Annotated in this window: 1 protein-coding gene; it reads left to right on the forward strand. The window is 66.9% G+C overall.

Features of this window, described 5'->3' with window-relative positions; genetic code table 11:
- The coding region (locus PUR26_RS02105; protein ID WP_329868555.1) for a hypothetical protein at nt 1–311 on the forward strand (311 nt) is incomplete at both ends.

Consider the following 311-nt stretch of genomic DNA (forward strand, 5'->3'; position numbering starts at 1 on the left):
CAGAGCGTGCTCTCCCTCGATGTCGCCAAGTTCGACCTCACCTTCGACGTCACCGAGGGGTACGACGACACCGGTCGCCCCACCGGCATCCGCGGCTCGCTCCAGTACGCCGTGGACCTGTTCGACCGGGGCAGTGTCGATGTACTGGTGGCGCGTCTGGTGCGGTTGCTGCAGGCGGCCGTCACGGCACCGGATGTCCCGCTCGGTGCTCTGGACGTTCGGGCCGCAGGAGAGCGGCGGTTGCTGCTCGATGAGTGGTATGCCACGGATCAGACGCTTCACGCCGGGGCTGGAGTGCATGAGCTGTTCGA

The organism is Streptomyces sp. SP18CS02 (assembly GCF_036322365.1).
In the GTDB taxonomy this organism is placed as follows: domain Bacteria; phylum Actinomycetota; class Actinomycetes; order Streptomycetales; family Streptomycetaceae; genus Streptomyces.